Annotated in this window: 17 protein-coding genes; 5 read left to right on the forward strand and 12 right to left on the reverse strand. The window is 51.8% G+C overall.

The window, feature by feature from the left end; all coding sequences use genetic code 11:
• Positions 1-388: 388 nt before the first annotated feature.
• Together V3O24_RS04175 and V3O24_RS04180 are read right to left on the reverse strand one after the other, a co-directional pair.
• Positions 389-832 carry an NfeD family protein gene (locus V3O24_RS04175; protein WP_331306323.1) on the reverse strand — a complete coding sequence of 148 codons (444 nt, stop codon included), beginning with the start codon at positions 830-832 and terminating at the stop codon, positions 389-391.
• A gap of 1 nt (position 833) precedes the next feature.
• On the reverse strand, positions 834-1,754 hold the full coding sequence (locus V3O24_RS04180; RefSeq protein ID WP_331306324.1) for an SPFH domain-containing protein: 921 nt from the start codon (positions 1,752-1,754) through the stop codon (positions 834-836).
• 185 nt (positions 1,755-1,939) lie between these two features.
• On the opposite strand from V3O24_RS04180, the gene V3O24_RS04185 reads away from it, so the two are divergent.
• Together V3O24_RS04185 and V3O24_RS04190 are read left to right on the forward strand one after the other, a co-directional pair.
• Positions 1,940-2,242 (forward strand): hypothetical protein, encoded by a 303-nt coding sequence (locus V3O24_RS04185; RefSeq protein WP_104424559.1) that lies wholly within the window; start codon positions 1,940-1,942, stop codon positions 2,240-2,242.
• A 69-nt stretch (positions 2,243-2,311) separates the two neighbouring features.
• A complete protein-coding gene (locus V3O24_RS04190; RefSeq protein WP_331306325.1) occupies positions 2,312-3,019 on the forward strand; it encodes a hypothetical protein in 708 nt (235 codons plus the stop codon).
• 453 nt (positions 3,020-3,472) lie between these two features.
• Here the strand turns inward: V3O24_RS04190 and V3O24_RS04195 are convergent, their stop codons facing one another.
• From V3O24_RS04195 to V3O24_RS04205, 3 genes are all read right to left on the reverse strand, one after another.
• Positions 3,473-4,210 carry a DUF5765 domain-containing protein gene (locus tag V3O24_RS04195; RefSeq protein WP_331306326.1) on the reverse strand — a complete coding sequence of 246 codons (738 nt, stop codon included), beginning with the start codon at positions 4,208-4,210 and terminating at the stop codon, positions 3,473-3,475.
• 88 nt (positions 4,211-4,298) lie between these two features.
• Positions 4,299-4,727, reverse strand: coding sequence for a heme-binding protein (locus V3O24_RS04200; RefSeq protein ID WP_104424562.1), 429 nt, complete (start codon positions 4,725-4,727; stop codon positions 4,299-4,301).
• 28 nt (positions 4,728-4,755) lie between these two features.
• Positions 4,756-5,358 (reverse strand): arylesterase, encoded by a 603-nt coding sequence (locus V3O24_RS04205; RefSeq protein WP_331306327.1) that lies wholly within the window; start codon positions 5,356-5,358, stop codon positions 4,756-4,758.
• Between the two features lies 1 nt (position 5,359).
• Here V3O24_RS04205 and V3O24_RS04210 point away from each other — a divergent pair, with 1 nt between their 5' ends.
• The 3 genes from V3O24_RS04210 to V3O24_RS04220 all read left to right on the forward strand — a co-directional run bounded on the left by V3O24_RS04210 (position 5,360) and on the right by V3O24_RS04220 (position 9,305).
• Positions 5,360-6,064 (forward strand): ABC transporter ATP-binding protein, encoded by a 705-nt coding sequence (locus tag V3O24_RS04210; RefSeq protein WP_104424564.1) that lies wholly within the window; start codon positions 5,360-5,362, stop codon positions 6,062-6,064.
• 171 nt (positions 6,065-6,235) lie between these two features.
• Positions 6,236-8,716 (forward strand): FtsX-like permease family protein, encoded by a 2,481-nt coding sequence (locus V3O24_RS04215; RefSeq protein WP_331306328.1) that lies wholly within the window; start codon positions 6,236-6,238, stop codon positions 8,714-8,716.
• A 193-nt stretch (positions 8,717-8,909) separates the two neighbouring features.
• Positions 8,910-9,305: a glycine zipper family protein gene (locus V3O24_RS04220; protein ID WP_104424566.1), complete on the forward strand. Its 396-nt coding sequence runs from the start codon at positions 8,910-8,912 to the stop codon at positions 9,303-9,305.
• Positions 9,306-9,424: 119 nt separating this feature from the next.
• Here V3O24_RS04220 and V3O24_RS04225 read toward each other — a convergent pair whose 3' ends face one another.
• The 7 genes from V3O24_RS04225 to rpe all read right to left on the reverse strand — a co-directional run bounded on the left by V3O24_RS04225 (position 9,425) and on the right by rpe (position 18,539).
• Entirely contained in the window at positions 9,425-10,054 is a 630-nt protein-coding gene (locus V3O24_RS04225) for a DedA family protein (protein ID WP_104424567.1), read from the reverse strand.
• A gap of 285 nt (positions 10,055-10,339) precedes the next feature.
• Complete coding sequence (locus tag V3O24_RS04230; protein WP_331306329.1) at positions 10,340-11,032, reverse strand: methyltransferase; 693 nt, start codon at positions 11,030-11,032, stop codon at positions 10,340-10,342.
• A gap of 148 nt (positions 11,033-11,180) precedes the next feature.
• Positions 11,181-15,293, reverse strand: coding sequence for a hypothetical protein (locus V3O24_RS04235; protein WP_331306330.1), 4,113 nt, complete (start codon positions 15,291-15,293; stop codon positions 11,181-11,183).
• Positions 15,294-15,435: 142 nt separating this feature from the next.
• The gene (locus V3O24_RS04240; RefSeq protein WP_331306331.1) at positions 15,436-16,026 is read right to left on the reverse strand and encodes an aminodeoxychorismate/anthranilate synthase component II; all 591 of its coding nucleotides are present in this window, start codon (positions 16,024-16,026) and stop codon (positions 15,436-15,438) included.
• The gene (gene trpE, locus V3O24_RS04245) at positions 16,023-17,510 is read right to left on the reverse strand and encodes an anthranilate synthase component I (protein WP_331306332.1); all 1,488 of its coding nucleotides are present in this window, start codon (positions 17,508-17,510) and stop codon (positions 16,023-16,025) included. The genes V3O24_RS04240 and trpE overlap by 4 nt, the downstream gene beginning before the upstream one ends.
• A gap of 41 nt (positions 17,511-17,551) precedes the next feature.
• The gene (locus tag V3O24_RS04250; RefSeq protein ID WP_181049911.1) at positions 17,552-17,728 is read right to left on the reverse strand and encodes a type II toxin-antitoxin system VapB family antitoxin; all 177 of its coding nucleotides are present in this window, start codon (positions 17,726-17,728) and stop codon (positions 17,552-17,554) included.
• 139 nt (positions 17,729-17,867) lie between these two features.
• The gene (gene rpe, locus V3O24_RS04255) at positions 17,868-18,539 is read right to left on the reverse strand and encodes a ribulose-phosphate 3-epimerase (protein WP_104424572.1); all 672 of its coding nucleotides are present in this window, start codon (positions 18,537-18,539) and stop codon (positions 17,868-17,870) included.
• Positions 18,540-18,622: the final 83 nt, after the last annotated feature.

The following is an 18,622-nucleotide window of genomic DNA, read 5'->3' on the forward strand; positions in this document are numbered from 1 at the left end:
GTGCATAAATTAATTTAGGCAATTACCATGAAGGACATGAAGACTTAAACCTTTCATGTCCTTCATGGTTAAAAAATGAAAAATAAAACTTGCTCAAGTTATTTCATGCACGTTCCTAAGCGTTATTCCAGCGTAACGCATACAGTGGAAGCTTATTTGCAATCGTCCCGTCTTATTCTTTGTCTCATTTCATTGTCACGACACAGAAAATTGCTTTTATCGGCGTTATAAGGCCGGGATCGTCAAAATAGACGAGGCAGGAGGATTGATTTTGCGTTGGACGTGGCGCGTAGAAAGAGGGGAGGGGAGCAGTGGATTTTAGCGGTTTACTTGAGGCGGTTTGGGCCGGCGTAATCGTAAACAAACCGGCGCAACCGCGTCTTTACCGTTATTTAGCCTTTTCCACGTCAAACACCGTGCCGCGAATCGCGACGACTTTTACCTTGGTGGATATATCGCAATCTTCGCCATGAACTTTCCAGATCGAATCATCGACTTTTATTGTTCCCTCGCCGTTTTCTATCGGTTTGTACAGGCTGAAGACTCGGCCGATGTATTGAGCGCCGCGTTTGTTCAGCAAGGGGTGGTCTGTCGCTATCGGATGTTTTTTGCCGTAAAGCTTCCAGACAGTGATCGCGGCAACCGACAGTACGGAAAAAATCAATACCTGCAAGTCCGTGCCGATCACAGGTATCAGCAACAGCAGGCAGCCGGTGACAAAGCCGGATGCCGCCATCCACAGGAAGAAAAAGCCGGGGACCAGCAGCTCTATGACTAACAGCCCGAGCGCCAGTACCCACCAGTTCCAGAAAACAATTGTTAATTGATCCATGTCAGCTCTTTTTAGCGCTATTGGACATGGTTTCTTTCGCCAGTTCGCTAATGCCGCCGATGGCGCCAATCACGCTTGATGAGTCCAGCGGCATAAAAACCAGTTTGCTGTTGTTGGCGGCGCCTATGTCTTTTAACGCCTCGATGTATTTTTGCGCGACAAAATAGTTAATGGCCTGGACGTCGCCTTTGGCGATGGCTTCCGACACCATTAATGTCGCTTTGGCTTCCGCTTGGGCCAGCCGTTCGCGGGCGTCGGCATCGCGGTAGGAGGCTTCTTTGCGGCCTTCGGCTTCCAGGATGGCCGCCTGTTGCGCGCCTTCCGCGCGTAAAATCTCGGACTGCCTTAAGCCTTCGGCTTCAAGAATCGAGGCGCGTTTCAAGCGCTCGGCTTTCATTTGCCTGCCCATGGCTTCGACCAAATCCTTGGGCGGGGCAATGTCCTTTATTTCGATACGGGTGACTTTGATGCCCCACGGTGTGGTGGCATCGTCTACCACGGACAGCAGCCGTGCATTGATGTCGTCACGGCGCGACAACAACTCGTCCAGATCCATCGATCCCATCACGGTACGGATATTGGTCATCACCAGATTCAGGATGGCCCAGCCCAGCTGGCTGACTTCATAAGCGGCCTTGGCGGCGTCCATGACCTGGTAAAAAACCACCCCGTCCACGGTGACCATCGCGTTATCCTTGGTGATCACTTCCTGGGACGGCACGTCCATCACCTGTTCCATCATGATCATCTTGTTGCCGATGCGCTCAAAAATAGGCCAGATAAAGTCCAAGCCGGGCGTCAGTGTGCGGGTATATTTGCCGAAGCGCTCGACCGTGTATTCCATGCCCTGGGGAACCGACTTGACGCTCATAAACACCATCAAGACAGCGAAAACCAAAAATGCTAAAACAAAACCACCCATAAAACCCCCTGATTTTTTGACACGGGATGTGCCGGACTTCAACCGAATGAGAAAAAGCAATGCCAACAATTAAAGTAAAACCGTTAAAATGACGCCGGGCAGTGTTGGATTGCGTGCATGGACTCGCGACCGCCCGACTAATAATAATCTAAATCTATCTAAATGTAAGTTAACGGGTAATTATAATGCTGATAACCGCCGCTTTTCATACAGGGATCTGGACCCTGCTTTTTTTTGTTGTCGGAATGATTAAGCCTAAATGGCCTTTATTCTTTTTGAAAAAACCGGACAGGTTTTTAGTCCTGGTTATATCGACCGTGTTGTTTATGGTTTCCGCTACGCTGTTTGGCGAAGGCAACCGGCAAAAAGCCCTGGAGGAACAGGCCGCTAAAGACGCTGTATCCAAAATCTTGGCTCCGGCTTCCGCCCCGGTTCCTGTGCCGGTGCCCGATGTTCCTGCGACCAAACCGGATTCCCCGAAAAAGTAACCGCGGGCAAGAAGCCTGACAACATTACCCAAAGCGCTGGCCGCGCAGGCGCTGGGTCTGGCGCTTACGATGATTCTGGCCTGGATGTCGCCGGCGCTGTTTCACGGCGTCTGGCGGTTGGTGCTGGCACAAGGCGCGACAGCTGCCTTGTGGTCTGTCGTTTTACGCCAGCCGTACTGGTGGTTCCCGATTCACTTGTTGTTTCTGCCTATCGCAATCGCGATGCTCACCTTGCAGCTGCCTTCCTGGCTGTATCTGTCGGTCGTGCTGCTGCTGGCGCTGGTATTTTGGGGTACGGTCAAGGGCGATGTGCCGCTGTTTTTGTCCTCAAACGCCGTAGCGGATGCGGTGGCGGCGATTGTCGAACGGGAACATGCCGGTGTATTCGCCGACCTTGGCGCGGGAGTCGGCTCGGTGGCGGCGCCGCTGGCGCAGCAGCCGGCAGTGAAGGTCGATGCCTGGGAACGCGCGCCGCTACCTTGGCTTATCACCGCCTGGCGTTGCCGCAAGCTGCCGAATGCGGCTGTAAAACGCGCCAGCTTCTGGGACTGCAAGCTTGCCCGTTACGATGTGGTGTTTGCGTTTCTTTCCCCGGCGGTCATGGCTGAACTGGGCGAAAAAGTCAGGCGTGAAATGCGCCCCGGCAGCTTGTTTATCTCCTCATCCTTCCCGGTACCGGCTTGGCAGCCGGAATCGGTGGTACGGATCGAAGACCGGCGCGGGACTAAGCTTTATTGTTATCGAATATGTAACTTCTCATTACCCACAGGCGAATAAAAGTTTTTTTATTCACCACGAACGACTGTAGGGATACAGGAGGTAGAGCAACGCAGGAGCAGTTGCCGAGACACGAAGGACACGAAGTTTTAATTCTTCGTGTCTTCGTGGTGATAATCTTTTAAGAATTACTCTGATAGAGCTTTTCAGGCTTTCAGGTACTTCCACCAGAACCAGCTGCGTACATGCAGATAATTGCGTATCGGCGTCTTGACCAGCAACAACAATAAACCTATCGAATACAAACACCAGACCGCCGCCCATTCGTTGGGGTTCGCTCGTTCCCAAGCTCCAGCTTGGGAATGCAGTCTTGGAAGCTCCAGCTTCCCGAGTCGCGAAGCTGGAGCTTCGCTAACTGGGTTCCCAAGCCGGAGCTTGGGAACCAGCGCAAAAGTTTTAATTATTCGCGTCTTCGTGGTGATAATCTTTTAAGAATTACTCTGATAGAGCTTTTCAGGCTTTCAGATACTTCCACCAAAACCAGCTGCGTACATGCAGATAATTGCGTATCGGCGTCTTGACCAGCAGCAGCAATAAACCTATCGAATACAAGCACCAGACCGCCGCCCATTCGTTGGGATTGCTGGTGGTCAGCCAAGCCAGTAGCGGCCCGGTAACAATGTGGTAGGCGGTCATTTTCCAGGAGCCGTAGAAGATAGGCATCACAAATGCCGCGACAACATACATATTGAACAGCACCAGATTGGCCGTCGCCGGAATTTCCCAGGCGATATGCCAGTCGCCGGACGTAGAGCAGATCCGCCTGCCGCAAAAAGGCACGTTGAACGACTCGGCATACAGGATAAACCGGGTTTTAACCTCGTAACAGAACGGCGCCCATTCGAACGGATACAATCGTATCAACAGGCAGACCGTCGTTACCAGACAGATAAAATAAACCGATGCGGAAATCTTATCCCTGACTTTTTCGGGGATGAAATACATCGACACCGCGTTGACAAAAAACGGCTGGAACGCGATATGGATATAGCCTAACAAGGTCGCGACCTGATTGCCGGGGTTGGCGCAATCGTCAATCACCGTATAGGTATAGGCCTGCAAGGCTTCCATTAACGAAAAGAAGCCCAAGGCGTAGCAAAGCGGGGCCGGTTCTTTTTTATAATAAAAATAAGCGGTGCTCGATAATCCGATAGTCGCTAATACAGTTGAAGCTTCCCCACTCCAGCACATAGGTTTTCCGTTCTTTTGTTAAATCTTCAGACAGCTTGGTTGGTTATCCCGGCTTAGAGCGGGAGATAAGTTTTTGATATTCAGGAACTCAAATCCCGGCAATAAATCCTACCGCTTCGATGCCTGCAATCGCGCAACGCTCGTCCTGGTCGGAACTGTCGCCGCTGATGCCTACTGCGCCGATCACATGGTTTTTGGTATCGCGAATCAAAACGCCGCCCGGAACAGGCATGATTTGTCCATCCGCTATGTTTATCAGTGCATTCATGAAGCCCGGTCTTTCTTCCGCCACGCTGGCCAGACTGCGCGATGAGATGCCCATGCTGACCGCGCCCCAGGCTTTTGCGGTCGCAATCTGCTGTCTGATGACGGTTGCGCCATCCTCCCGCTGCATGGCCTTTAAATGCCCGGCCTCGTCCAAAACCACCACGGTAATCGGCGCCATGTGTAGTTTGCGGGCTTTGTTGGTTGCAGTGTTGATAATGATATTGGCTTTTTCAAGTGTTAATGTTTTCATTTGCGGTTCTCTTCTTGTTGAAGTTTTATTATTTTAATAGAGGCAGCAGTTGCGGCCATACTTTATCTGCAATGACCGGCTGCCCTTTGGCATTCGGATGCAGGCCGTCTTGTTGCATCATATCCTGGGTCAGGGCGACATCTTCCATAATAAAAGGCACATACGGGATGCCCAGTTCCGTAGCTAATTGCGGGTAAATAGTGTAGAACAAATCGATATAACGCTTGCCGTAATTGGGCGGAATTTTCATGCTCAGCAACAGCACCTTCGCGCCGTTTTGCCGGGCGAGCTGGATAATTCCGGCAAGATTGCTTTTTATCAAGGCCGGCGGCAAACCGCGCAAGCCGTCATTGGCGCCCAGTTCAACGATGACGACGGCCGGCTTGTGCAAGGCCAAGGCGGCGTCTATCCGCGCCAAGCCGCCGGCGGTGGTGTCGCCGCTGATGCTTTCATTATGGATGATATGGCCTGTGCCTTGTTGATCCAGTTTTTGCTGCAATAACGCCACCCAGCCTTGCGAGACTTCAATTCCGTAACCGGCACTGATACTATCGCCCAATACAACAATGGACTTGGCCGTAGCGGTCATCGACATCAACGAAATTATCACGGCAAATAAAAAACGGGTCATTATGCAAACTCAATCATTAAACAACGGCTCCCAACAGGATTCTGACGTTATCGTAACGGAAAACCTGGGTAAATCGGTTACTACGTCCGATGGATTATTGCATATCTTGTCATCCATAGATTTGATAATCAAATCCGGTGAGAGTGTTGCGATCGTCGGCGCGTCCGGTTCGGGCAAATCAACCTTAATCAGCCTGCTGGCCGGGTTGGATATGCCGACCTCGGGAACCATCAGCCTGAACGGGAAATTATTAACCGCGATGGACGAAGACGGTAGGGCGGCGATGCGCAACGAACTGATAGGTTTTGTGTTCCAGTCCTTTCAATTGCTGCAAGGATTAACCGCGCTGGAAAACGTGATGCTGCCTCTGGAATTAAGCGGCGACAGAAACGCCAAAGCCTTAGCTGCCGCATTATTGGGCAGGGTCGGCCTGTCGCATCGTTTATCGCATACGCCCCAGAAACTTTCCGGCGGCGAGCAACAGCGCGTGGCCCTGGCCAGGGCTTTTGTGACTAAGCCCGCTATTTTGTTTGCCGACGAGCCGACCGGCAATTTGGATAGCAAAACCGGCGCGCATATTATCGATTTGCTGTTCGAGCTTAATCAGGAAAATCACACCACGTTGATCCTGGTGACGCATGACCAAGCCCTGGCTGCTCGCTGTCAACGCATTATTAAATTGGATTCAGGGCGCATTTTTATATAGCTTCACCACGAAAACACGAAGAACACGAAGTTGCCAGGCGCGTCTTAATGACTACAGCCAAGTATCTCGATGGCTATCGAAAGGCTAATAACCTGACTAAAAGCTTTTTAAACCTTCGTGTTCTTCGTGTCTTCGTGGTGAATTCCAAGCATAAATTTTATAGGCACACTTATGACACGTTTTAATTTGGCATTACGGCTGTTATGGCGCGACAGCCGTTCCGGCGAGTTGACGATACTGGGGCTGGCTTTGATCATTGCAGTTACCAGTTCAACTGCGGTATCGCTGTTTGCAGACCGCCTGCAACGCACGATGACCACGCAGGCGGCGGAATTTCTGGCGGCCGATCTGGTGATTGCAAGCCCGAGCACGATTCCTGCCGAATGGCTGTCCAAGGCGGCGCAACTCAATCTCGCTCAAGCGCAAACGCTGGAGTTTTCCAGCGTGTTGATTGAGCATGACGAGCTGTTGCTGTCTGGAATTAAGGCGGTCAGTTCCGCTTATCCGTTGCGCGGTTTTTTAAAAACTATCGGTGAGGGGCCGGTTGAGTCCGTCGAACACACCGGGCCAAAACCCGGAACCGCCTGGGTTGAAAAACGCGTCCTGTCGGCGCTTAAGCTTAATCTCGGCGACATGTTAACGGTGGGAGAGCTTAAGCTCATCGTCAGCAATATTATTACCTACGAACCGGACAAACGCGGCGATTTGTACAGCTTTTCCCCGCGCGTGATGATTAATGCGGACGATTTGCAGGCAACCGGCGTTTTGCAGCCGGGCAGCCATGTGCATTATTTCTTCCAGTTCAGCGGCGACAGTAAGGCGTTAACCGAATTTAATCGCTGGATCAAACCGCAGTTGAATCCGTCCCAGCGCATCATGGACATCCATGACGACCGCCCTGAGCTGGGTTCGGCGCTGGAACGCGCTGAACGTTATCTGGGCTTGTCCAGCATTGTCGTCATCTTGATTTCCGGCGTGGCGATAGCGATGGCGACCCGCCGCTATATCGAACGGCATTTTAACGCCACGGCCATCTTGCGCTGTCTGGGCTGCAAGCAGAACGAAATACTCCGGCTTTACGGCAGCCAGTTTGTCGTTTTGGGGTTGGTAGCCAGCGCGATAGGCTGTCTGTTGGGCTGGTTTACGCAGCAGGCGCTGTTTCATTTATTAAGATCGCTATTGCCGCAGCAGGTCGCCAGCCCCGGTTTGTTGGCGGTTTTTTTCGGCTTTATTATCGGCATGGCTGTTTTGCTGGGTTTTGCGCTGCCGCCGCTATTGCGTCTTAAAAAAGTTTCGCCGTTACGGGTATTGCGCCGCGAGCTGGAACCTTTGCCCAGCAGCGCATGGTTGATTTACGGCTTGGCAACCGGCATTATCGGCGTATTGATCTGGCGCTATACCGATGACCTGAAAATGACCGTGACCATTATCGGCGTAGGCCTGGGTGCGTTGCTGCTGCTCGGTGTGCTTATTTTTGCCCTGCTGCGGTTTAGCCGGAGGCTGTTGCCGCATCTTGGCTTGGTTTGGCGTTTCGGTTTGCAGGGCTTGTTAAAAAACATCGGGAGCAGCGTCGGCCAAATACTGGCTTTCAGTCTTACGTTGACGGCGATGGTGCTCAGTTTTATTGTGCGTACCGATTTGATCGAGGATTGGCAAAAACAGTTGCCCGCTAATGCGCCGAATCATTTCGCGCTGAATATTTTTCCCGATCAGCAACAAGGCTTTCAACAAGACCTGCAACAGCAACAAATCGACGGCAGCCGGTTTTACCCGGTAGTCAGAGGCCGTCTGGTAGCGATCAACAACACGCCGGTGCAACAAATCGTCAGCAAGGACTCGCAAGGCGAAAACGCGACCCATCGGGAACTGAGCCTGACCTGGAGCAAAGAGCTGCCGGAGGAAAACAACATCACTGCCGGAAGCTGGTGGGCGGATGCGCAAACCGGACAAGTCTCGGTCGAGCAGAAATTAGCCAAGAGCCTGAAAATAAAATTGGGCGACCGCTTGACGTTTACCGTCGGCAGCGAGCAATTTGAAGCGGCGGTTTCCAGCATCCGGGAGCTGCGCTGGGATACGATGAAGCCGAATTTTTACATGATCTTCTCGCCCGGTACGCTGGACGCGTTCCCCAGCACGTTTATCACCAGCTTTTATTTGCCGGAGGCCAAAAAGGATGTTTTAAACGCGCTGGTCAAAAAATATCCCAGCACCACCGTTCTGGAAGTCGATTTAATCTTGCGCCAATTTCAAACCATTCTGGCGCAATTGACCCAAGCGATAAACTATCTGCTGTACTTTGCGTTGATGGCCGGATTTACCGTATTGTTCGCCGCCGTATATGCAAGCTTGGACAGCCGTATTTATGAGGGGGCGTTAATGCGGACGCTGGGCGCCAACCGCACGTTTCTACGGAAAACCCACATCATCGAGTTTAGTCTGCTCGGATTGATTTCCGGCCTGTTGGCTGTCATCATCTCGGAGGCCATGCTCTACGCTTTGTACACCCAAGTCATGCATATGGAGTACCGTGCTAATTTCTATTTATGGGGCATAGCGCCGTTAACCGGCGCTTTGTTTGTGGGCTTGGCGGGCTGCTGGGGCGTAAGAAATGTGGTTAACAAGCCGCCGCTTCAGGTTTTAAGGGATTTGTAGCCCTAAAAAAACAGCTTGGACTTTACCGGTTAGTGATATTACTTATTGATTGAAAGTATTGACTCGCGCCATACTGAAAACATATATAAAGCGCTAATTAATTTATTAAGTACAATAGTGCCGATGCGTTCATATTTTATTCATGAACAATTAGCTATCCTGAAAAAAAACAACTCCACCAGAGGTAATCAATATGAAAAAACTAACAACCAGTTTCGTTTTTGCAGGCGGCCTTTTACTTTCGGCTTGCGCCAGTCAAACCGGATGGACGCCAACAGTCGATACCTATAATGATCCTAATGCCGGCCGAATCAGCCAGGACATGGCTGAATGTAAAGACCTTGCAAGCCATGCGTCAGGCGGAACTGCAAAGGAAGCTGCTATCGGCGCAGGCGTGGGCGGCTTAATCGGCGCGGCCGGCGGCGCGGCTATAGGCGCTATAACCGGGAGTCCCGGAACAGGAGCAGCGATAGGCGCGGCGGCAGGCGGTATCGGTGGCGGCGCTAAACAAGGTATTGATGCGGAATCTGAATATAAAAGGGCTTATTCCAACTGTATGAGAAACCGCGGACATCGCGTTGTCAACTAACCGGGTAAACATTCAAAAACCACTCCAAATGTGGCCGGGCAATATCTGTTTCATTGCCCGGATTACGGGCGGCTAGCTCCCATTGAAATGTCGGGCATCAAAAGCATGCCCGACGTTCGCTATATCTTTTGTATGTCGGCCAACGCCTGTGTCTCGGCGTTCGAAAAACGGTTATTCCGCTTTTGCAAGATATGACGTTCCAGTTTTTGGAAATAGGCATGAATTGCATAAAGAAATCCCCCTGCTATCGGCAGCGCAAAATACCAATGCTCTTTAGCATAGGCCAATAAGTTCAATATTTCCTCCCCGTAGAAATAAGCCGGCGTTACCGTAATAGCGGACCACACCCATGCGCTGAGAAGGTTTATCAATGCGAATTTTCTTGCCGAATACTTGGTAATGCCAATCGACATCGGGATGACGGTGCGCAGACCGTACATATAGCGCTGCATAAAAATGATGGGCCAACCGTATTTTCTTAAAAGCAAATGCGCAATCGCAAACTTGCGCCGCTGGCTATGCAGTTTGCGCTGTATAAGCCCCTTATTAAAGCGGCCAATGTAAAAATAGATTTGATCTCCAGTGAATCCCCCGAGTCCCGCCACAAAAATCGTCACAAAGTATTGCATGTCCCCGGTATGAGACATGATTCCCCCCATGATCAGCCCCATTTCTCCTTCCAGTATGCTCCAGAGGAACAAAATAGCGTAACCGTATTCCTTTAGCCAGCCGATGAATAGTTCTTCCATAAGATCCTTAATTTCGTTTAGATACTGCGTTTAATTGTAATTATGTTTACAGTCATCAACGTGGAAATCTCACCTTCAAAAAGTATCGGATATGAAGAGTGAAATGTTCCGTGTAAACCGCCGTTAAGAAAATCAGGCATTCCATCCTGATATGTAATCATAAACTGATTAACGATTGGTTTCCAATCGTGTAAGGATATAGCCTCTTTTCAAAGCGGTCTTTATAGCCGGATAAACGTTGGCTATTGGGAAATGCTTTCGTTTCCACGGGGCGATCCGCTATTTCTATGCTGACTTATTTTCCAGGTTTGGCTGCCGGCCATTGGTAAACCGCAACAGAAAATCCGCCAAATAAGCTTCACTGTCCCGGCTATAAACGTTGTGGGATTCATAAATCGTCAATAATTTTACCGTAATCGAAGCTGCTGTGCGGCTGAAGGTCAGTGCGGATATTTTGGCTTGGTTATGCGCATAGCCCCGAAAATCGGCTTTATTGATCAAATAAAGCCCTGCGGCTAAGGCCTGGGCGGAAAACTTGGCGACCGCATGAGCGGGAATCAGCAGATAAAACAAGCCCTGTGGGGCTAACAAGCTTCCTGCTATGCCGATCAAATCGGCAAAGGGCAATTGATCGGTGTGCCGGGCGGTGTTTCTGAGGACTTCGGTAGTTTTGTTGTGATTTTCAAAGAACGGCGGGTTGCTGATGATCAAGTCGTATTGGCGGCCGCCTGTTAAGGAAAAGCGTTGAATATCCTGGTGCACGGCTTCAAGGCTTTTTGCCCACGGGCTGTTGTTGAAGTTGATGTCGGCCTCTTTAAAGGCTTCTTCGGTCAATTCCACGGCGGTCACTTTCGCCGCGCCCAGCTGGGCCGCCATCAGCGCAAGCACGCCGGTGCCGGTGCCGATGTCCAGCACCTGGTCGCCTGGAGTGACCGGGGCCATCGCGCCGAACAACACGGCATCTGTGCATATTTTCATGCCCGAGTGTTGTTGTAGTACGGAAAATTGCTGGAAGTGGAAGGTTGACATGGCGGTTTTATTGGGCCTAAAAATGTAGCAGGTTGATTAATGCACCACGAAGACACGAAGGAAAGCGAAAATAAGAGCTTCGTGTCTTCGTGGTTAATTATTTATCTTTCTGATTATCGGTTAACCACTTGTCTTCTTGTTCGACGGCTGCCGCTTTCTCTTTCTTTGCGGCTTTATGCCAAAGCCCGTTGCTGGAAAAACATTCCCAGCCCCATTTCAGCCAGTTGAGCAAAGACACCGCCAGCCAGAGCGACCAGGCCAGCATCAATAATCGATAGACTATCAGCGGCACCGAGACCAGCGTCGCTATCGGCAAAGTCGCCGGGCTTCTATCCTGATACCAGTTTAGGTTGAACGCCGAGGACTGGTTGCCGGTGATCTGCATATCGGGCGAACCCAGCAGCCCCTGCTCGACCGCCAAAAACAACAGGCCCAGCGATACCACGGTTAAGCCGCCGATGATAATTTGCAGCGCGTTAAAATAGCGCAAGCCGGAAGCCTGTTGCGTCTTACGCCAGCCCAGCAGCATTAACCAAGCAATAACAACGCCTGCCGATCCAAGGGGAATCTGGCTAAGCCCCACCAATAATAAAAACCACTGCCGGGCTTTTAATGGCGTCAGCGGGATTTTGCCGAGGCCCGGCGACAACATAAAAATAATAATCAGCACGCCCCAAAATAAAACCGCGGGCCCCAGCTTCGGTCCCATCGCAAATAATACCCAGCGGTCTTGGCCCAGGTCTATATTGATGTTTGTGTTGACGCTGGCCGCGCCTAAGTCTACCTGCGGCGTCGTCATGACGGTGCTTATGCCGGCAGCTTCCTTCCAGTTGACAGAGACCTGCTGTTTGCCGGGGTTAACCGGTACGGTAAGCTTTCGCCCATCCTGCCTGATCGGTTGGTTCTGCCCGTCAATAGCGACGCTTTGCAATACGGCTTGTTCCGGCAGGATCAGGGTATGCTGCGATCCTTGCGAGCTTCTTAAACTGATGTTTAGTTCGGCTTCCCGGCTGCGTTGTCCCGGTTTGATGCTTAACCGGCTGTTATCGATGGTCAGGGTCTGTCCTTCGACCGCTTCGGGCCTCGTTACTTGCAGGGTGATTTTTTCGCCCGGCCAGGGGCGCCATTCAGGCAACCATTGCCCGCCGTCATTCAGATGGATCATCGCGATGCCGGATGTTTCAACATGCCAGATCGGGCTTATATCCGCTTTCAACGCTTCTATCCATTGCTCGGTTTGAGTAGCGACAACATCGATTTTTTCCGATTTTTCCAGCGTGGATTCCCATTGCAGCTCGGTTTGCTGGGCCGGGATATTCACCTCGACTTTGCCGTCCTTGACCCGAATACCGGCGCTGGTTACCGACTCGCCCGGCAACAAAGGTACGGCCAAGACCACGGCGGAATCCGCCGGGGAAACGCGAACGATCCGGGTGGCAACCCGCCAGTCCAGGCCCAATTGCAAGGTGCGTTCAATCCTGACGAACGGCGGCAGCGCGCCCGGTTCCAGTTCGGCTGCGTTCTGCTGCTCGGCCCGGTTTATCCGGCTAAATTGCAGTTGATCGTCAACCTCGCCGTTTTCCTGTAGCCCGATGACTTGCCAGCCGGTATTTTGAATGCCGACCCAGTTCGGTTTTAACGGCAAGGGCAGGGTAAATTTGCTTAGCAAAGGTGCAGTCCCGCTCAGTACAACCTGATGCTCGCCTGCGCCGAGGTTAATCCACAAGCCCTTGTTATCGCGGTAAAGCCCCGGCGCTGTTTTGCCGTCAACCAGGATCTGGTTGGGAAACCATTGTTCATATTCGGCGGGTAAAGGAACGGCCACGGACTGGTGGGCGTGAATTTGCAGCGAAATCGCCAGTTCCTTGTCGGTGATGGATACTTTCATCTGCGGAATTTGCGCGCAGCTTGGCAAACAGTCCGGCGGCATCGGTTTTTCCAGTAGTTTGTTTCTGAGTTCTTCCAGTACGGCTTTGTCGGGAATCTCCGCATACGCTTCGGGCGACGGCATGGACAGCAGAGGCAACAGCAAGAACCACAGCAGCAACGGTGTCGAAGAGCGCAAGCCTTTAAAGCTGAACTTTTCCGCAACGCCGAACATCAGCAAAGCCAGCACCGCGACCAGAATCACGCGGACGAAATTGAGCAGCATAGTCAGCGTCGGCGTTAAATACCATAAATGCAGCTGTTGCCCGGCATCGACCGAACCGTTCCAGGATAGCCGCACCTTGTTCCATTGCCATTGCGGCAAGCCGGGGCCGGTCTGCACTTTGGCTTTAGGGTCGATGCGGTCAAAATCGACCGGTGTGGACGGATAATAGGATGAGTCGGACGGCATCGATTTTCTTAACACCTTTGCTTTCATCTCGCTGAGCGCTTCGGAGACCGGTGCAGGCGCACTCATTTCAACCGCCCTGCCTGCGATACCGTTACCGTTACCGGGTATATTGAATGCCTGCCAAGGCCTTTCCAGTTGCGGATAAATCCCGGTGCGCACCTGTTCCACCATAAAAGGCAAGCTCGTCATGATTAACGTCAGCCAGAAAGCAGTGCGATACCAGTTCATGAATTTTAAAAACCGGCCTTGCGGCAATACCTTGATCAAGGCCGTTGCGGCCAGAATATTCAGCCAGACGAAATGAGGCGCGCCCGGCTCATGCCAGATCAATACCAGCGTTATCAGGCTAAGGGCTCCCCAGTAAGGATTCCACAGCCTGGCTGTCGCCAGCGCCGAGATTAACACCAGGAACAAGTCCAGCAAGGTCCAGCGGGAAATCCAGCTGTCGGGCACATTATCGACGCCGCCGGCCGCCAGCAAACGCCAGCCCGGTGGCAGATTCAGTTCGGCGTGGACGGTGTGAAAGTCCTGCTCCCAACCCACGGCGCTGGTGGAACCGACAGCGCCGGCAATGCGGCTGTCGGCATCCAGCGTTATCGAGCCGGTTCTGACTTCCACGCCTTGCTTGCCGGATTTGTCCTGGGTAATAAACTGGTTGCCGCCGTTTAAGGTGACTTTTCCCAATTGCGTTTGCGGCAGGGTGTTCAGCCGCCAGCCGCGGGTCATGTTGCCGGTAATCGTGTCATTGACGGTATAGCCTTCGCCGTCGAAATCCAGCCATAGCTTTCTGGATAGATTAAGTTGATTGGGTTCGGGCTCCGGGTCGCCGCGGCGTATGGTTTTAAAGCCCATAGCCTGGCCCTGGTTGATTTTATAGGCCGGGAGGTTTTTCCAGTCGTCAGGCAAGTTGGTCATGCTGGGATCGATGGCGCTGAGCTGTTCGATTTCAACGACACGCAGTTGCGGGCGGGCTTCAAATGACCAGATTTCCGATTCCGGCCATTGTAATTGCTCGTTCCCAAGCTCCGGCTTGGGAACGAGAGCGAGCGGCAGCGCATTCAGTTCTTGACTGTTTCTGGCTAGTATGTCGATTTGCCAGTGACCGGGGCGCAGCTGGATCAACAGCTGCCCGTCGGGTTCCAGTCGGGCGGGCAATGGGCTTTCCAAGCTCAGCGGGATAAAACCGTCTGGAACAGGTCGGGGCAATTTCACCTCGCGTTGCTCGCCGGAGACTTCCAGCACCAGAAGGGTTAGAACCTCGGCGGGTACGTCATCGGTGATTTTTCGAAACACCTGAATATCGATGCTGTTTTGGATGTTTTCCGGTTTCTTCAGACCTATCTCGCTTTCTTTTAGCCACAGCTGCCCGTCTTTGATGGTTGGTGTCGGTATGGTCGCGCCGTTAATGCGCAGTTCAATCAGCCCGGTGTCGTCAGGGATCTTTAAGTTATCAGGAATGCCGGTCCACAAGAATTCGCCCTTGATTTGGTGCTGCAAGCCCGCAGTCAGCTTTATCGACGGGATGCCGTCTTTATCCATGACCAGCGCGGTCTTGTTGTTAACCGTCACATTAAGCGGCCAGTGTGTTTTGTCGCCCGGCAAGCTAATCCAGCTGTCCCGGTACACAGTCCAGATCATCGAAAAAACGCCTTTTCCGGTCGTTAAATCCAGCTGTGTTTGGGTAGGCCAGCTACAGCGTTTTTGCTCATAGCTGTTGTAGATAAAAGGGCAGGGAGGTTCGGGGCTGTCCTGCAATACCCAGGCTATCCAGGGTTTGAGCGGTTCCGGTACCTGTTCAGGGGTTAACGGCTTCGCCTGAGTGGCTGATACAAACAATACGGCGCTTAAGAATAGCCAGACGATACGACTCATGATGCACTCCTGATTGATTAACCGCGAAGACACGAAGGGCACGAAGTTTATTCTTCGTATCCTTCGTGGTTTTTATGCTTTCAGTTGATGTGTTATTGTCTTAATTATGTGTCGGTATCTATGACGTTGGTGCGTAGGTGTATCACCTTTCCAAAAAATTCCTCAACATATCATGCCCATGCTCGGTCAGGATCGACTCGGGATGAAATTGCACGCCTTCAATATCCAGCTCTTTGTGCTTGACGCCCATGATTTCATCCAGTTTGCCTGCTGAATCCTGCGTCCAGGCGGTTATTTCCAGGCAATCGGGCAATGTCGATTGTTCGATGACCAGCGAATGGTAGCGGGTGGCGGTGAACGGATTGTTCAGGCCTTTAAACACGCCTTGATCCTTATGAAAAATAAGCGAGGTTTTGCCGTGCATGATGCTTTTGGCGTGGACGATATTGCCGCCGAACGCATAACCGATGCTTTGGTGTCCCAGACAAACGCCCAGGATAGGAGTTTTTCCGGCAAACTTTAAAATGGCTTCAACGGATATGCCTGCTTCCTTGGGGGTGCAGGGGCCGGGGGAAATCACCAGTTTGTCGGGCGCGAGCTTTTCTATGTCTGCTACGGTCACCTGATCGTTACGCACCACGGTCACGTCGGCGCCTAACTCGCCGAAATATTGCACCAGGTTGTAGGTGAACGAGTCATAGTTATCGACCATGACGACTTTGACGGCGCTCATGACTGCTCCCCTTCCAAACCCGCTTCGGCCATACTCACGGCGCGGAAAATTGCGCGGCCTTTATTCATGGTCTCATCCCATTCGTTTCTGGGTACGGAATCGTAAACGATACCGGCACCGGCTTGTATATGTAACATGTTGTTTTTGATTACGGCGGTTCTGATTGCGATGGCGGTATCGAGGTTGCCCGACCAGGCGATGTAGCCGACTGCGCCCGCATAAACGCCGCGCTTGACCGGTTCGAGTTCGTCGATAATTTCCATCGCGCGAATTTTCGGCGCGCCGCTGACGGTGCCGGCCGGAAAGGTTGCGGCCAGTACGTCGAACGCGTTGTCGCCTTGCTGCAATTGTCCGGTGACGTTGGAAACGATGTGCATCACATGCGAATAGCGTTCAACGATCATTTTGTCGGTCAGCTGCACGGTGCCGATTTCCGCGACTCGGCCCACATCGTTGCGGCCCAGGTCGATCAGCATTAAATGCTCGGCCAGTTCTTTTGGGTCGGCCAGCAGGTCTTGTTCCAGTTCAAGATCCTGCTCCGGCGTTTCGCCGCGACGGCGGGTACCGGCTATCGGGCGCACCGTGACCATGTTGTCTTCCAGTCTGACCAGGATTTCCGGCGACGAGCCGACGATATGGAAATCGTCCAGGTTCAGGTAAAACATGTACGGCGAAGGATTCAAACAACGCAAGGCCCGGTATAAATTCAGCGGCGAAGCGGTGTACGGGATGGACATGCGTTGCGACAGCACCACCTGCATGATGTCGCCGTCGGTGATGTATTCCTTGGCTTTCAGTACCGCATCTTCAAAGCCTTGCTGGGTAAAGCCCGAGATGAAATCGGACTCTTCGACTTTGTTGCGCGTGTGATTCTTTACCGGCTTGGCTTGCAGTTCGCGCAGTTTGACGGCCAAATCATCCACCCGCGCAACAGCACGATTGTAGGCATCGTCTTGTTCAGGATCGGCGTGAGTCAGCAGCAGCATTTTGCCGGACAGGTTATCGAACACCAGCATTTCTTCGGACACCATCAGCAGGATGTCGGGATTGCCCAGCGGATCGGGTTTTCCGGTGCTGCGCAACTTCGGCTCGATATAGCCGATGGTTTCGTAGCCGAAATAGCCGACCAGGCCGCCGTTAAAACGGGGCAGGGTGTCAATGTCGGGAACGTTGTAGCGTTCCTTGAACTGCTCGATCCAGACCAGCGGGTTGTCGTGGGTGACCGATTCCAGCAGCTCGCTGTTTTGTTCCAGGCGGATTTGGTTGCCGGTGATCTTGACGACGGTCTTGCAGGGCAGGCCGATGATCGAATAGCGACCCCATTGCTCGCCGCCATGCACCGATTCGAATAAATAGGAATAAGCGCCGTCGGCCAGTTTCAGGTAGGCGCTCAAGGGCGTATCCAAGTCGGCCAGCACTTCGCGGCAAACCGGGATGCGGTTGTAGCCCTGAAGGGCATAGTGATTGAATTGTTCAGGAGTCATTTGTTATTCAGCTATATAGAGTTCGGCAAGTGAGGCCGCTTTTAAAATACAGAACTATCATCAGGATGTGTATTGCGCTTTCTAAGCGAATCAAGGTCAAAATTGAGGTTTACCTTACCTTTATAAAATTTTAGTTCTGCAACTTTATTTTTATTAATTAACTCTTGTAACGCCAATGCAATAACTTTAGTTTTTGTTTTAATGTTAATAAATTGCATGGCTTCTTGTGTAGCTCTTCGATTGGATAAAGCGTTGTTTTCATTTTTGTAGCTCTTTTGTTAGCCATTTTTAACATTAAAGAATGAATGCGCAGGGTGGATTCGCCGTTAGGCAATCCACCCTGCGCATTGTTGGTCTTTAGCCTGCTTTAGCCAATTCAGCGCGCATGTCATCGATCACTTTTTTGTAGTCAGGCTGGCTGAAAATCGCCGAACCTGCCACGAAAGTATCGGCACCGGCTTCTTTAATCGCACGGATGTTGTCGGTTTTAACGCCGCCGTCGATTTCCAGGCGAATATCGAAGCCGCTGTCGTCGATTCTTTTTCTGACTTGACGCAACTTATCCAGCGCTGAAGGGATGAATGACTGGCCGCCGAAACCGGGGTTAACAGACATCAGCAAAATCATGTCCAGTTTATCCATCACGTAATCCAGATGATGCAGCGGCGTACCTGGGTTGAATACCAGTCCGGCCTTGCAGCCGCAATCTTTAATCAATTGCAGGGTGCGGTCGATATGCACGGAGGCTTCGGGGTGGAACGTGATAATGCTGGCGCCGGCCTTGGCGAAGTCGGGAATAATGCGGTCGACAGGCTCAACCATCAAATGCACGTCAATCGGCGCGGTTACGCCGTGTTTTCTCAGCGCTTCGCAAACCAACGGCCCGATGGTCAGGTTAGGTACGAAATGGTTGTCCATCACATCGAAATGCACAATATCCGCGCCCGCTTTTAAAACATTGTCGACATCTTCGCCCAGTTTGGCGAAATTGGCTGACAGGATGGATGGAGCAATCCAGTTTTCGTTCATCTTCTGATCCTCTGCGTTAAAAAATTATTAATTATATCTTTTTTTTGCACAAACTCTTACGTTTACAATAGCGGCATTTAAAA

The organism is Methylobacter sp. Wu8, from assembly GCF_036440755.1.
GTDB lineage: Bacteria > Pseudomonadota > Gammaproteobacteria > Methylococcales > Methylomonadaceae > Methylobacter_A > Methylobacter_A tundripaludum_A.